Below are 13299 nucleotides of genomic sequence, written 5' to 3'. Positions count from 1 at the left end.
TTCTGGAATAAGATTTAATCTGCAAAAATGCTAAAAAAGATTGAGTTTCTGTTTTAAGAGCCTGTTTAAATTTTACAATTTTCAATTTTTATCGCTATTTCTGGATGGATTTTGCTCTTTTAGATTGAAAGTTAAGCGGGTTAAACTAAAAATAAAAGGGTGAATACGCCGAAAAGAGCATAAAAGTGTAATTGAGAATGATTAAAATACCTATACTAAAAAAATATGTCGTTAAAAATTTAAACTGGCTCTAAAATCTTCTTAAAAAAATCAGAGGTATTGCTTTCCGATAAAAATCAGCAGATCCCCAGACTCATACTCGATCGTCACCTCATCTTCGGAAGCGAAATTCCGCGTCCCGATTCTGGAAGTAATGCTCAGGTCATCAGCATTTAACGGCCAGTGAAGCCCGGAAGTGGTAATACGTTCGGCGGCCGGAAAAGGATACAGGGAAATCATTTTGTTTCTTACACCTTTCAGAGAAATAAATTTCGGAATAAAATAATAGGTTGAAAACTCATCATAGAAACGGATTTCCAGACGGTTTTTAAAACTGAAAGCTACCGAAATATTGCCTAAAAAATGATCCATTTCGCCACCGCTTCCTCCGTAAACATCCACTGTCGCTGCACCTTTCTGCTTCAGAATTTCAAGAGATTTTTCGAAATCGGTTTTGTCCTGATCCGGAGTATAAATGAATTTTTCCTGATAAATAAGAGCGTCGTTTCCAGAATGCGAATCGAAATCGCCGAAAATAAAATCCAGTTTTTTCAGGGGAAATCCCAAAGACTTTAAGTAATGGAATGCGCCGTCAGAGCACGCTATCAGATCATAACTTTCAAAAACAGGAAGTTTTTCGGGTGGTTCTCCATTGATGAAAAGGAGTGCTCTTTTTTCTTTCACGGATTTGTTACTCTCTAACAGATTAATTTTCTCTCACAGATTACACAGAATGGCACGGATATTTTTTAATTTTCGTTCATTAATTGGTATCCATTTTCCAGAATTATCTGTTGTTCGGATTCCAATACTCTTCCTCTTCTCCGTTGATTTTGGAAATATACCGCGCCGCGATAAAAAGATAATCGGAAAGGCGGTTCAGATAGCGGATGAGTTCCGGACGCACTTCTTCTGATTCATTAAGAAAAACCAAAGCCCGTTCTGCCCTTCTGCAAACGGTTCGGGCAACATGAAGCGCTGTTGCGGCTTTGCCACCACCCGGAAGAATGAAATATTGCAACGGTTCCAGATTTTCATCCAAAACATCCATCCATTGCTCAAGTTCTTCAATTTCCTGATCAGAAATGATGAGCGGAAGCCTTGATTTTCCGTTGGCCAATAACAGTTTATCCGCAGGTGTAGCCGATTCTGATCCAACGGTAAAAAGATCAAACTGAATTTTCTTCAGCTGTTGTATTATTTCAGCATCGTGAATTTTACTTTTTGCCTGTCCTATGAAAGCGTTCAGTTCGTCTATCGTTCCGTAGCTTTCCACTCTTATGCTGGCTTTTGAAACTCTGGTTCCGCCGTAGAGTGCCGTTTCTCCTTTATCTCCGGTTTTCGTGTAAATTTTCATTGGACTAATTTACTGAATTTCGAATCAATGTTATTTTACTGCTTTTTTACATCAACAAACTGATACACCGTACCATTTTTCGGATTGTAAATGATGGTGCTGGAATGTGGAAATCTTTTCACTTTATAATATTCTGCAGTCGGGTTATTTTTCAGCTCCTCAATAACTGCCCCTCCAAAAGCATCAGCCGGAAGAAACTTTTCAAAAAAGCTTAATTTTTCGACGAATAATGCGCCGTCAACTTTCTCAAAAGTCTTCATTGATTGTGCTTCATCAGTGGTTTCCTGTTCATACAGCATTTTCAGTAGTGCGTCTTTATCGGAAGTTTTATATTTAAAAAAGTAAAACGGAGCTCCGTTAGGAAAAACTACTTTCTTTCCCGAGTCTTCCTGTACCAGATCCGGCTGCGAATGCGGAAAAACACTGTCGAAAGACAACGCTTCGGCATCCACTAGTTTTCCCAACTGATCTGTAACCGCGTTCTGAACCAATTCTTCTGTTTTCTGCTGTACTTTTTCCTGAGTACTTGTAACGGTACTGTTGACCTTTTCTTCAATTTTGCTGCACGAAATGAACAATAAACCAAGAATGCCGACTCCGATGAACACCTGTTTCATAATGATAAATTTTAGCGTGTAAAGAACGGAAAAAAAGTCTTTGTGTTGTGTATCTGACGCGTTTTATTTGTACGCATTCACCATTTTTTCCAGATTCAGGCTTCTTGCGGAAGCGTCAAAAATCTGTCTGTAAGCTCCGTTTTCATTGAATAATTTTTCGTGAGAACCGTGTTCCACCATTTTGCCACTTTCCAGAACATAGATGGTATCTGCATCCAGAATCTGCGACAGCGAATGGGATATGATGACCACAGTTCGGCCTTCTTTTATGGCATCTAGGGAATTTTTAATTTGTTCAGTTGCTACGGCATCCAGACTTGCAGTGGGTTCGTCCAGAAAAATTACCGGGGGATTTTTCAGAAAGAGCCTTGCGATGGCAATTCTCTGTTGTTGTCCGCCGGAAAGCTGGGTAGCATCATGTGCGTATTGTTCCGGAAGTTTCATGATCTGATCGTGGAGATAAGCTTTTTCTGCAGCCTGTTTTATTTCACTGAAAGAAGCCTTCATATTTCCATAGCGAATATTGTCTTCTATACTTCCCTGAAAAATGTGGTTTTTCTGCAACACAAGCCCAATATCATCTCTGAGCGAATGATTATCATACTCCGAAAGCGGAATTCCATCCAATAGGATTTCACCGGAATCGGGATCATAAAATTTACAAAGCAAATTAATGACTGTCGATTTACCGGCACCGCTAAGTCCCACTAATGCAGTGGTTTTTCCTTTTTCGATTTTCATAGAAACGTTCTGCAAAGCGGCAGCACCATTAGGATAAGAAAAAGTTACATTTTTCAGTTCAAATGTTCCTTTTATTTCCGTCGACTTCGTTCCGCTGGCTTCTTTTTCACCATCGGCATTTAAGATTTCAAAGTATCCTTCAGCATAAATGATGGCATCGTTCATATCGTCATAAATCCTGTGAAGCTGCCTAATGGGAGCAGATACATTTCCAAACAGCATGATGTGAAGCATGATAGCACCAATGGTCATCTGCTGGCCGAGTACGAGATACACCGTGAGGAGGATTACCAAAACAATCCCGAACTGTTCAATAAAAGTTTTCAGTCCGTCATAGAGAAAATTGGTTCTCCGTGTATGGAGCTGGCTTTCCATGAGCTGCATCTGAAGATCATACTGTTTTTTTCCTTCAAATTTTTCACGGACAAAACTTTTAATTACCATGATAGAATTGATAAGATTCAAAAGCCCGGACGTTTTTTGCTCTCTCTGATTTCTGAGCTGTCTCCGCACACCACTCAATTTTTTAGCTTGCAAAGAACTCACCCAGAAAAACACGGGAATTACAAAAGTAGAAACCAAACCAACATAAACATTTTGAAGATACATCACCACGAGGGCAATAGCTGCATTGGCAAAGAGGGGAAGAATATCAATGAAAAAGTTCTGAACCAGCCGTGTAAGACTTTCAATACCGCGGTCTATTCTCGTCTGAAGTTTTCCAGAATGGTGATGTTCATCCGTAAAATAAGAAACCCGGTAGTCCAAAATTTTGTCTATCACCGTTTGCGCCAGCACAGAACTGGTATTGATCCGTATTTTCTCGCCATAAAATTTCTGCCCGAAATTGATAAAAATATGCACCAGCTCTTTACCCAAAAGAATGGATGCGATGATGACCAAAACATGAATTCCTTCAGTCATAGGATCCGGAAGTTTCATGATTTGCTCCACCTCGTCGATGGTGTATTTCAAAACGAGTGGATTTACCTGTGCTGCGAGTGCACCGATAAAAGTGAGGCTTAAGGTTCCGAAAATCATCCACCGATACGGTTTGATGAAAGGAAGAATCTGCCGGTAAATCTCAAGCAGGGTAACGGTTCTTCGAAATGGTTTTTTGGCCATTGGCAATGAATGAAAAAATAAAAAGAAAAATGAATCTGGAGATCATCCAAAAACACACCAAAACGGTAATTATTGGCTTTCTAAGTATTCCTTATGCAGAAAGGAAACAAGAAGTTTCAAAAATTTTACCCTTCAAAAGAATAGCAGGTAAGATAATGCAAATCATCCCGACTCAGTGCTTTTGCATGCTGTTCAGCCTCCTCCAGACTGTAACTAGAATTGATATCTGTTTTCTGAAACAGGAAGGAATTATTCGCATTTTTATCCACCACTTCATTAAAAATATATTCAATTTCGGAATTGGCAAGAGAGGCAAAACTGATGTCTTCAAAACCGTAAAACAGACGTAAATTCGGTTCTTCTGAAAAATTATCTTCTACATATTGCTGAAAACTGGATTTGCTTTCAAAATTGCCGGCCCATATTTTATAAGCCATTTTCTTCTTTTTAGGCTTGCTCAAAATATCCTGATAGACAAAATTCTCTCCCAAATAAGCCTCTCTTACCTGCGGATCATTCGCAAGATCGGCGGGAAGCCCTTCCTTCAGAATGCGCCCTTCAAACATGATGTAGGTTTTATGAGTAATGGCCAGGGTTTGCTGCACATTATGATCGGTAATCAAGATTCCGATATTTTTATCTACCAGACTGCGTACAATCTTCTGAATATCTTCAACGGCAATAGGATCTACTCCTGCAAAAGGTTCATCCAAAAGAATAAAATTCGGGCTTGTTGCAAGACACCTTGCAATTTCAGTTCTTCTTCTTTCGCCACCGGAAAGCAGGTCGCCCCGGTTTTTCCTGACATGCTGAAGTGAAAATTCTTCGATGAGTTCATCACATTTAATGTGCTGTTCGCGCCTGCTCAGTTTGGTGAGCTGAAGCACTCCCATGATATTTTCTTCTACAGAAAGTTTTCTGAAAACGGATGCTTCCTGAGCCAGATACCCGATTCCTTTCTGGGCACGACGATACATGGCATCTGAAGTAATTTCTTTATTGTCGAGGAAAATTTTCCCGGAAGTGGGCTTTACCAATCCTACAATCATATAGAATGTGGTGGTTTTTCCGGCACCATTTGGACCTAAAAGACCTACGATTTCTCCCTGCGAAACCTCTACAGAGACGCCTTTTACCACTTTCTTCGGACCGTATTCCTTTATTAAATTTTCTCCCCGTAAAATCATGGGAACAAATATATCATTTTTGTTTGAAGTTGCAGGCCGGGCCGTTAAATTTAAGAAAGCTTTGCGTCGTGTTGTAACATCACTTTTCCGGCTGCGACTTATCAGGTTCACCACATTAAAATATCAACGATGGAAACGTATGGTTATCATAATCCTGAAGGACAAAATCTCCCACCCTACCGTTCAGAAAAGAAACTGACAACGGGAATCCTCGCTATTTTATTAGGAGCGTTGGGAGTTCACAAATTTTATCTCGGATATTCGACCGAAGGCGCGATTTTATTGCTTTCTACACTGATTATAATTCCTTTGCTTACCCTTATTACCTGTGGAATAGGAAGTGCTTTATTTCCCGCGGTGTTCATTATTCCTGTCGTAGAAGGTGTCATTTATCTCACGATGAACGACCGCCAGTTTGATGAAACGTACCTGAAAAATAAGCGTCCCTGGTTTTAATTTCTGAATTTACCTAGTAACTTTATTGATTTAAGAGCATTGCAGCTTCTTTTGCAGCATAAGTAAAGATCATATCGGCACCGGCTCTTTTGATGCAGGTGAGGCTTTCGATGATCGCTTTATCATTATCCAGCCAGCCGTTTTGTGCCGCAACTTTCAGCATGGCATATTCTCCGCTCACGTTGAACACGGCAATGGGCAAATCGATCGCTTCACGAACTTTTGAAACGATATCCAGGTACGGCATACCGGGTTTTATCATAATAATATCCGCTCCTTCTTCAATGTCTTTCATGACTTCATCCATCGCTTCGCGGGAGTTGTGAAAATCCATCTGATAGGTTTTCTTATCCTTCGGAATGTCATTATTTTCTTTCGGAGCACTATCCAGAGCACTTCTGAAAGGCCCATAAAAAGAACTTGCATATTTAGCCGCATAACTGAGAATTCCCACGTCTGTAAATCCGTTTTCTTCCAAACCAGATCTGATGGCAGCTACTCTTCCGTCCATCATATCACTCGGTGCGAGGACATCTGCTCCTGCTTCAGCATGAGACAAAGACATTTTCACCAAAGCTTCATTGGTTGCATCATTATCAATTTTTCCATTGGTAATAATTCCGTCGTGACCGTACATGGAATAAGGATCCAGCGCAACATCCGGCATGATGACCATTTCCGGAACTGCATCTTTGATGGCTTTGATGGCAGACTGCATCAATCCGTTGCTGTTCCATGATTCCTTTCCGGTGTTGTCCTTCAGATTTTCGGGAACTTTCACATACAAATTCACTGCTTTTATTCCCAGACTGTATAATTCCTTGCATTCCTGCACCGCCAGATCCAGAGTTCTGCGATAAATTCCCGGCATGGATGCGATGGGTTCCTGGGTGTTTTTTCCTTCCATAATGAACATTGGCATTGCGAAATCGTTGGTTGTAAGGACAGTTTCCTGAACCAATGAACGCAGCGCAGGTGACATTCTCAATCTTCTGTTTCGTGAATATAGTATCATTTCGATAGGGACTTTTGTGGTATTATTTTTGAAGATACAAATTTACGCATACTTCATGTAAAAAACTATTGCAAATTATTTTAATAATGAGTACATTCGCAATGTTAATACGTACTGCAAAAAAGTGTCTATGAAAAAATATTTATTCCTTATACTCTTTTTAGGGTTCACTTCCAGTGTATCAAACTGGAGCGCCCAAAGCATAAAAGAGCCTTCCTTCAGCCAGCAAAAGGCTGATGACGGCGGCCTTACGGTATATCCGAACCCTACCAAAGATGTTCTTTTCCTGAAAACAAAAGACCAATCGCTGAGGGTAAAATCTGTTACTTTTTATTCCATTCTGGGAATGCCTGTCGCAATGTATAATGTCAACATGAACGCTGCTGAAATTAATGTAGAAAAATTAAGACCGGGGAAATATCTTATGAAGTACACCCTGAGCGACAATACGACGAAGATAAAACAGATCATTAAACAATAATGTAATCTACTGACTTAAAACTTATTATTATCCGCTTCCTGAAGCGGATATTTTTTTTATCTTTGATGTAAATCCTTTGACGATGTTTGGTTTCAATAAAATACATTTTATTCTTTATGTGGAAAATCAGCAATCGAGCACCGTTTTTTACGAGAAAATATTCCGAAAAAAGGCTCGGCTCAATGTTCCGGGAATGAGTGAATTTGAAATTGCAGACAATATCGTTTTGGGTTTAATGCCGAATGCAGGAATTGCGAAGATTCTAAAGGATAAAATGCCAGCTCCCGAAACCGGCACCGGAATTCCACGCTGCGAACTGTATCTGTATTCCGATCAAATAGATTCGGAATATGAGAATGTTAAAGCTTTGAATATTGACATCATCAGTCCTTTGCAGGACATGAACTGGGGAGATAAAGCTTTTTACTTTGCTGATCCTGACGGTCATATTATTGTTTTTGCGCAGAAAATTAATGGAATATGATAACTTGTTTGGAATGTGGTGACAGGATTATAGGAAGAGCGGATAAAAAATTCTGCAATGATGCCTGTAGAAATTCTTATAACAACAAGCATAATAAAGATGTTACTAATCTGATGCGGAATACTCATAACAAACTCCGCAAAAATTACAGAATACTTTCAGAAAACCGGTTTACCGAAGGGAAAGTGAAGACTACCCGAAAAAAACTTTCAGAGGAAGGTTTTGATTTTGAATATTTTACCAACTTAAAAGTATATAAAAACGGTGCAGAATATCGTTTTGTATATGATATTGGTTATAAATTTCTGGAAGATGATTGGATTCTCTTGGTGAGAAAAGAATAGTATTCTCGCTTTTCCAAATCACAAAAAATTCTTATTTTTGTAGTCCCAAAGCGGGATGTAGCGCAGCCCGGTAGCGTACTTGCATGGGGTGCAAGTGGTCGCTGGTTCGAATCCAGTCATCCCGACAAAAAAAGCTCTCATCTTATGAGGGCTTTCTTATTTATGAATATTTTCACCTTCCCGATCGGCTTCGGCTTCCTAAAAAGTCTTACAGCAACCGGATTTTATCATCCAGAATTTCGATTTTCTTGTCTTTGTATAAACCTCCGATCGCTTTTTTAAAATTCTTTTTGCTCATTTGGAGTTCATCTTTTATTTCTGCCGGAGTAGATTTGTCGGAAACATACAACAAGCCATAATTTCCTTCCAGTTTTTCCAAAATTATTTTCTGAAATTCATCTATATTGGCGTACCCTTCAGGTTGCAGGGAAACATCGATTTTACCGTCTTCGCGGATGGTTTTAATGTAGCCTGTTTCTTCGGACAAAGGATAGAGTTTTTTATATACATCCGAAGCATAAATCAAACCGATATATTCTTTATTAATAATGACATTCCAGCCCAACTCTCCTTCTCCCATCAAAATAAGACTCACTCTGTCGCCTTTTTTGAAAGGCAGATCTTCATACTGCGGATTTCTTTTGAACTTGGTTGTTCCGGTGATCAAACCTGTAGGTTCATCAACATAAACATACACCAAATAGCGTTTGCCTTCTACAATCTTGGCCTTCTGTTGCTTGTACGGAATGAACAAATCCTTGATGATTCCCCAATCCATAAATGCACCACTAGGCAGACTTTGCACACAACTCATAACCGCAAATTCACCTACTTCGGCCAAAGGTTTTTCAGTTGTGGCTTTCAGTTTGTCATCATCCTGATAAACAAACACCTCTATTTCATCGCCTTCTTGCATTTCATCGCGAACGAAAATCTTCGGCAGAAATGCCTTCTCTTCCTGATCATCTACCAGTATATATCCGGAAGTATTTTTTTCTGAAACCTTTAAAGTCTGTGTTTTGCCAATGTTCATGTTGCAAAGTTAAGATAATTGCTCGGAACAGTTATTGCTGAAAAACGAATATGCCTTCCACTGTGATTAAAAAATATGAGTATTTTCCCGAAAAGATGATTCTTCGCATTGAGTTTCTGTCGGGTAAAATATATGATTATATGGAAGTTCCGAAGATTGTCTTTGATGAATTCCGGGGCGCTTTTTCAAAAGGCACATTTTTAAATAAGAAAATAAAAGGATTTTATCCGTTTAAAAGAATATCCAATGGAAAACCTGATCCGTTACCGTTCTGAGTTTGACGAACTCAACTCAAAAGAAATAAAACTGTTGGAAAAAGCCGCCGTTTCCGTCAGGGAATTTATTCAAATATCAAAAAAAATAAGTCATGTTTCCTATGCTACCAGAGCTGCACATTCCAAAAGTTATGCTGTAGCATGGGGAACATTACAGATTCACCCAAATATTCCTAACTGGCTGCGGATGATTTTTCCTGAAGAGAATTATGAAACGACTGCAAGATTTTCTCACTCCAATCCCATTATTTTTAAGTCAAAACATGAAGTTCCGGCTTATGGAATATCGCTAAAAATAAAAGCTCCTGATCGGAATATTCTTTTTCCACTGGTTAATTTTCCTCTTTTTCCCACCAATTCGGTAGCAGGATTTCTGAAGTTTTTCATATCAATGAACACTTTTCTCACGACCAAAGCAGATAATTTTGTCGTGTCTGCAATGGATCTTCCTGCACTGCTGATTCACAGCAGGACCTTTTTTCCGGGCATATTTTCTCCCGACATTATGAAACATGCGGCACAACTGTTATTCAGAAAAAATGATTTTATCTTGTCTTTCCCTTTTCATTCCATCGGTTGTTTTAGGCTCGGAGATTTTATCATGAAAATAAAACTGATTCCGATAGAAATTGAAAAGAATTTTGCCAAAAATGAACGCGGAGAAGACAGAATATGCAAATACTTCAGTCAACAGGAAGCGCAGTACAAGTTGGTATTTCAATTGTGCAGCGACCTGAACCGCCATCCGGTCAACGATCTTACCAAAATGTGGAGAAATGCGACAGAAATAGAAATCGGAATCCTCACTTTACCGAAAAACTCGTTGCTAAATGTTCAGGATCCTGAAGTAGAAGCGCTGGTTTTTAATCCTTTTGATAATCCTGAACAATTACAGCCTGTGGGAAAAATACAGCAGTTGCGGAATATTATTTATCAGACGGCTGCGGAAACCCGAAATGAAATTAATTCTAAAGAAAACATAAAAGAACAACATAAAAAGACGCCATAAAATGGCGCCTCAATTAATTTTACAATAAATTTTCACACTGTGAAAAGCGCCGTCAATATGGGCCCTACGTGAGAATTTACATGTGAATGGCAATTTTACCGGTAGCATCCAATGCTGCTTCTTTGATCGCTTCTGCGAACGTAGGGTGAGCGTGCGACATTCTTGCGATGTCTTCTGCAGAAGCCCGGAATTCCATCGCGGTAACTGCTGCTGCAATCATATCTGCGGCTCTGGCACCGATCATGTGAACACCCAAAACTTCATCGGTTTTCTCATCAGCAATAATTTTTACGAAACCGTCAATATCTCCTGAAGCACGGCTTCTTCCCAAAGCTCTCATCGGGAAATTACCTACTTTTATTGCTCTTCCGGCTTCTTTCAGCTGTTCTTCAGTTTGTCCGACTCCGGCTACTTCAGGCCAGGTATATACAACACCCGGAATTAAATTATAGTTGATATGTGGTTTTTGTCCTGCCAACTGTTCTGCTACCAAAACTCCTTCTTCAGACGCTTTGTGAGCCAGCATCGCACCTTGAATTACATCACCAATAGCGTAAATATTCGAAACATTGGTTTGGAGATGTTTATTTACTTTTACTCTTCCTCTTTCATCCAGATCAACACCCGCTTTTTCAAGAGCCAATCCTTCTGTGTAAGGCTTTCTTCCTACAGAAACGAGAACGTAATCTGCTTCAAAAACAACTTCTTCGCCTTTTTTATTTTTTGCTGTTACTTTCACAATGTCACCGTTTCTTTCTACAGCGGAAACAGCGGTGGAAAGTTCAAACTTCATTTTTTGTTTTCTCAGAACCTTCTGAAGTTCTTTAGACAAAGCTCCATCCATTCCCGGAATAATTTTGTCCATATATTCAATCACGGTCACTTCGGAACCTAATCTTAAACATACGGAACCAAGCTCAAGGCCGATAACGCCGCCCCCAATAACCAGCATTTTTTTCGGGATTTCCTTTAGATTTAAAGCTTCTGTGGAAGTGATGATTCTTTCTTTGTCGATATTGATGAATGGCAGTGACGATGGTTTCGAGCCTGTCGCAATGATGACATATTTCGTATCCAGAATTTCTGACGAGCCATCGTCTTTTGTCACTTTTACCTGTGTAGCACTTTCAAAAGAACCAACACCTTGGTACACGGTCACTTTATTTTTGTCCATCAGGAACTGGATTCCTTTGGTTGTTTGGTCTACCACTTCGTTTTTACGCTCTACCATTCTTGCAATATCGGCAGTCGGAGATTGTACTGAAATTCCGTGGTTTTCAAAATTGTGAACCGCATTGTGGAAATGCTCCGAACTGTCCAGCATGGCTTTGGAAGGAATACACCCAACATTGAGGCACGTTCCGCCCATGGTGGGATATTTCTCAATAATAGCTGTTTTGAAACCCAACTGTGCAGCTCTGATTGCCGCAACATAACCACCGGGCCCGGAACCGATAACGATAAGATCGAATTGACTCATTTTTATTTTTTAGTATATTATTAATCGTTTTATCTGCACAAAATTACGAAAAATATCCTTCCACTTTTGTGTGAATTGAATTGTGAATTTAAATAATTTTCAAACAGCGACTTGATCTCAATAATGGTTAAAACTCGTTTTCAATTTGTTTTTTTAAGCCAAACCTGTTGAATAATTTAGACAAAAAATCTTAAGAATATTCAAATTTCCGGACGGCTTCCAGGGTCTTTTCTATTTCGTTTTCTGTGATGGCACTGCTGATGAAATAGGTTTCATAACCACTTGGCGGAAGATACACTCCGTTTTTAAGCATATGATGAAAGAAATTATTGAACAAAGCATGATTTGCGTTTTGAGCTTCATCAAAATTACTCACGGCTCCAATGTGAAAAAAGATGCTCATCATGGATCCTACTCTGTTGATCCTGTGTCTGATATTTTTAGAATTCAGAATTTTAGCTATTTCAAAATCCAGGATTTCTGTCGTTTTGTCCAAACGGTTAAAAAAATCAGAATCCTTCTTAATAATTTTCAAAGTTTCGAGTCCACCTCTCATGGCCAGCGGATTTCCGCTGAGCGTACCTGCCTGATAAACGGCTCCTTTCGGTGCAAGATGATCCATAATTTCACTGCGTCCTGCAAAAGCTCCAACGGGCATTCCCCCACCGATTACTTTACCATACGTTACCAGATCGGCTTTCACATTGTAGCGTTCCTGAGCTCCTCCGAAAGCGAGCCTAAAACCGGTCATCACTTCATCAAAAATCAATAAAGTTTTATGTTCATCACACAACTCACGCAGTTTCTGAAGGAAATTATTTTCAGGCAATACACAACCCATATTTCCGGCCACCGGTTCTATGATGATGGCAGCAATCTGTTCGGGATTATTGCGAAACAAATCCTTTACCTGGTCAAAATCATTAAATCTTGCCAGCAAAGTATCTTTTGCTGTACCTTGTGTAACACCGGGAGAATTTGGATTTCCAAATGTCGCTGCCCCGCTTCCGGCTTTAATTAAAAAACTGTCGGAATGGCCGTGATAACACCCTTCAAATTTGATAATTTTATCTCTTCCGGTAAATCCTCTTGCAAGGCGAACCGCACTCATACAGGCTTCTGTTCCCGAGGAAACCATCCGGATCTGATCAATATTCGGAACATTTTCAATGATGAATCTGGCGATTTCCGTTTCAAGTTCTGTTGGAGTTCCAAATGAGAATCCTTTTTCGGCCTGCTTCTGAACTGCTTCCAAAACTTCAGGATGGGTATGGCCCAAAATGGCCGGTCCCCAGGAATTAATATAATCAATGTAGGTTCTGTCGTCTGCGTCTGTAAGATATGCACCTTTTGCAGATTTCATAAATACCGGCGTTCCACCTACCGATTTAAACGCACGAACCGGCGAATTGACTCCACCGGGAATATATTGCTGCGCTTCCGTAAAGAGCGCAGAACTTCTTTGATAAATCATAA

The 13299-nt window shown here is 39.7% G+C and carries 14 protein-coding genes, 1 tRNA gene and 1 pseudogene; 7 read left to right on the top strand and 9 right to left on the bottom strand.

Features of this window, described 5'->3' with window-relative positions; translation table 11 throughout:
* Nucleotides 1-270: 270 nt before the first annotated feature.
* The 5 genes and pseudogenes from DQ356_RS06880 to lptB all read right to left on the bottom strand — a co-directional run.
* Nucleotides 271-903, bottom strand: a complete 633-nt coding sequence (locus DQ356_RS06880; RefSeq protein WP_185123772.1) for a thiamine diphosphokinase — start codon at nt 901-903, stop codon at nt 271-273.
* 103 nt (nt 904-1006) lie between these two features.
* The gene (locus DQ356_RS06875) at nt 1007-1576 is read right to left on the bottom strand and encodes a cob(I)yrinic acid a,c-diamide adenosyltransferase (protein WP_114303733.1); all 570 of its coding nucleotides are present in this window, start codon (nt 1574-1576) and stop codon (nt 1007-1009) included.
* Nucleotides 1577-1611: 35 nt separating this feature from the next.
* Nucleotides 1612-2193, bottom strand: a complete 582-nt coding sequence (locus DQ356_RS06870; protein WP_114303732.1) for a hypothetical protein — start codon at nt 2191-2193, stop codon at nt 1612-1614.
* A 63-nt stretch (nt 2194-2256) separates the two neighbouring features.
* The gene (locus DQ356_RS06865; RefSeq protein ID WP_114303794.1) at nt 2257-3975 is read right to left on the bottom strand and encodes an ABC transporter ATP-binding protein; all 1719 of its coding nucleotides are present in this window, start codon (nt 3973-3975) and stop codon (nt 2257-2259) included.
* 545 nt (nt 3976-4520) lie between these two features.
* Nucleotides 4521-5246: pseudogene (gene lptB, locus DQ356_RS06860) on the bottom strand (LPS export ABC transporter ATP-binding protein); the annotation flags it as partial.
* A 129-nt stretch (nt 5247-5375) separates the two neighbouring features.
* On the opposite strand from lptB, the gene DQ356_RS06855 reads away from it, so the two are divergent.
* Nucleotides 5376-5702, top strand: coding sequence for a TM2 domain-containing protein (locus DQ356_RS06855; protein WP_114303730.1), 327 nt, complete (start codon nt 5376-5378; stop codon nt 5700-5702).
* A gap of 22 nt (nt 5703-5724) precedes the next feature.
* On the opposite strand, the gene hemB is transcribed toward DQ356_RS06855, so the two are convergent.
* On the bottom strand, nt 5725-6717 hold the full coding sequence (gene hemB / locus DQ356_RS06850) for a porphobilinogen synthase (protein WP_114303729.1): 993 nt from the start codon (nt 6715-6717) through the stop codon (nt 5725-5727).
* A gap of 130 nt (nt 6718-6847) precedes the next feature.
* Here hemB and DQ356_RS06845 point away from each other — a divergent pair, with 130 nt between their 5' ends.
* The 4 genes from DQ356_RS06845 (at nt 6848) to DQ356_RS06830 (ending at nt 8151) form a co-directional block, all read left to right on the top strand.
* Nucleotides 6848-7198 carry a T9SS type A sorting domain-containing protein gene (locus tag DQ356_RS06845; RefSeq protein WP_114303728.1) on the top strand — a complete coding sequence of 117 codons (351 nt, stop codon included), beginning with the start codon at nt 6848-6850 and terminating at the stop codon, nt 7196-7198.
* An 82-nt stretch (nt 7199-7280) separates the two neighbouring features.
* A complete protein-coding gene (locus tag DQ356_RS06840; RefSeq protein WP_114303727.1) occupies nt 7281-7682 on the top strand; it encodes a VOC family protein in 402 nt (133 codons plus the stop codon).
* The gene (locus DQ356_RS06835) at nt 7679-8026 is read left to right on the top strand and encodes a hypothetical protein (protein ID WP_114303726.1); all 348 of its coding nucleotides are present in this window, start codon (nt 7679-7681) and stop codon (nt 8024-8026) included. The genes DQ356_RS06840 and DQ356_RS06835 overlap by 4 nt, the downstream gene beginning before the upstream one ends.
* A gap of 51 nt (nt 8027-8077) precedes the next feature.
* Nucleotides 8078-8151 (top strand) — tRNA-Pro (locus tag DQ356_RS06830).
* An 83-nt stretch (nt 8152-8234) separates the two neighbouring features.
* On the opposite strand, the gene DQ356_RS06825 is transcribed toward DQ356_RS06830, so the two are convergent.
* On the bottom strand, nt 8235-9059 hold the full coding sequence (locus tag DQ356_RS06825; RefSeq protein WP_114303725.1) for a CvfB family protein: 825 nt from the start codon (nt 9057-9059) through the stop codon (nt 8235-8237).
* A 50-nt stretch (nt 9060-9109) separates the two neighbouring features.
* Here DQ356_RS06825 and DQ356_RS06820 point away from each other — a divergent pair, with 50 nt between their 5' ends.
* Both DQ356_RS06820 and DQ356_RS06815 read left to right on the top strand, forming a co-directional pair.
* A complete protein-coding gene (locus DQ356_RS06820; protein WP_114303724.1) occupies nt 9110-9334 on the top strand; it encodes a KTSC domain-containing protein in 225 nt (74 codons plus the stop codon).
* Nucleotides 9306-10343 (top strand): catalase family protein, encoded by a 1038-nt coding sequence (locus tag DQ356_RS06815; protein WP_114303723.1) that lies wholly within the window; start codon nt 9306-9308, stop codon nt 10341-10343. Before DQ356_RS06820 ends, DQ356_RS06815 begins: the two co-directional genes overlap by 29 nt.
* A 76-nt stretch (nt 10344-10419) precedes the next feature.
* Here DQ356_RS06815 and lpdA read toward each other — a convergent pair whose 3' ends face one another.
* Both lpdA and hemL read right to left on the bottom strand, forming a co-directional pair.
* On the bottom strand, nt 10420-11823 hold the full coding sequence (gene lpdA / locus DQ356_RS06810; RefSeq protein WP_114303722.1) for a dihydrolipoyl dehydrogenase: 1404 nt from the start codon (nt 11821-11823) through the stop codon (nt 10420-10422).
* Nucleotides 11824-12013: 190 nt separating this feature from the next.
* Nucleotides 12014-13297: a glutamate-1-semialdehyde 2,1-aminomutase gene (gene hemL / locus DQ356_RS06805; RefSeq protein ID WP_114303721.1), complete on the bottom strand. Its 1284-nt coding sequence runs from the start codon at nt 13295-13297 to the stop codon at nt 12014-12016.
* Between the last annotated feature and the right edge of the window lie 2 nt (nt 13298-13299).

The organism is Chryseobacterium lacus, from assembly GCF_003336205.1.
GTDB classification, from domain to species: Bacteria; Bacteroidota; Bacteroidia; order Flavobacteriales; family Weeksellaceae; genus Chryseobacterium_A; species Chryseobacterium_A lacus.
Note: the sequence above shows the minus strand (reverse complement) of the source record. Positions and strands in the feature narration are given on the sequence as shown.

Coding starts and splice junctions, on each gene's coding strand:
- DQ356_RS06855 (WP_114303730.1), top strand. CDS start 5,376: ATGGAAACGTATGGTTATCATAATCCTGAAGGACAAAATCTCCCACCC.
- DQ356_RS06845 (WP_114303728.1), top strand. CDS start 6,848: ATGAAAAAATATTTATTCCTTATACTCTTTTTAGGGTTCACTTCCAGT.
- DQ356_RS06835 (WP_114303726.1), top strand. CDS start 7,679: ATGATAACTTGTTTGGAATGTGGTGACAGGATTATAGGAAGAGCGGAT.
- DQ356_RS06840 (WP_114303727.1), top strand. CDS start 7,281: ATGTTTGGTTTCAATAAAATACATTTTATTCTTTATGTGGAAAATCAG.
- hemL (WP_114303721.1), bottom strand. CDS start 13,297: ATGATTTATCAAAGAAGTTCTGCGCTCTTTACGGAAGCGCAGCAATAT.
- DQ356_RS06820 (WP_114303724.1), top strand. CDS start 9,110: ATGCCTTCCACTGTGATTAAAAAATATGAGTATTTTCCCGAAAAGATG.
- DQ356_RS06815 (WP_114303723.1), top strand. CDS start 9,306: ATGGAAAACCTGATCCGTTACCGTTCTGAGTTTGACGAACTCAACTCA.
- lpdA (WP_114303722.1), bottom strand. CDS start 11,823: ATGAGTCAATTCGATCTTATCGTTATCGGTTCCGGGCCCGGTGGTTAT.
- hemB (WP_114303729.1), bottom strand. CDS start 6,717: ATGATACTATATTCACGAAACAGAAGATTGAGAATGTCACCTGCGCTG.
- DQ356_RS06870 (WP_114303732.1), bottom strand. CDS start 2,193: ATGAAACAGGTGTTCATCGGAGTCGGCATTCTTGGTTTATTGTTCATT.
- DQ356_RS06865 (WP_114303794.1), bottom strand. CDS start 3,975: ATGATTTTCGGAACCTTAAGCCTCACTTTTATCGGTGCACTCGCAGCA.
- DQ356_RS06875 (WP_114303733.1), bottom strand. CDS start 1,576: ATGAAAATTTACACGAAAACCGGAGATAAAGGAGAAACGGCACTCTAC.
- DQ356_RS06825 (WP_114303725.1), bottom strand. CDS start 9,059: ATGAACATTGGCAAAACACAGACTTTAAAGGTTTCAGAAAAAAATACT.